The organism is Veillonella sp. ZSJB6 (assembly GCF_051549505.1).
Lineage (GTDB): Bacteria > Bacillota > Negativicutes > Veillonellales > Veillonellaceae > Veillonella.
Genome location: NZ_JBPUGE010000212.1, coordinates 1 through 231 on the forward strand (window position 1 = coordinate 1; position 231 = coordinate 231).

At 46.8% G+C, this 231-nt stretch carries 1 protein-coding gene; it reads right to left on the reverse strand.

The annotated features are described in order from the left end of the window. Positions 1-231: N-6 DNA methylase (locus tag ACSV5T_RS10460; RefSeq protein ID WP_438321111.1), on the reverse strand; the 231-nt coding region annotated here is incomplete at both ends.

The following is a 231-nucleotide window of genomic DNA, read 5'->3' on the forward strand; positions in this document are numbered from 1 at the left end:
CGAAGCGTCTTGTGAGCCGTACTTGACCCAAACAGCACCCCATCAGGCACAATCACCGCCGCACGACCGCCAATCTTCAGCATTCGCAAAAATAAAGCGATAAATAACAGCTCAGTTTTTTTGGTCTTCACCGTTGCCAACAGATTTTTGGCGGTACTGTCATAATCCAAACTACCTGCAAACGGCGGATTTGCCAAAATCAAACTAAACTTATCAGCGATATCGCCATGG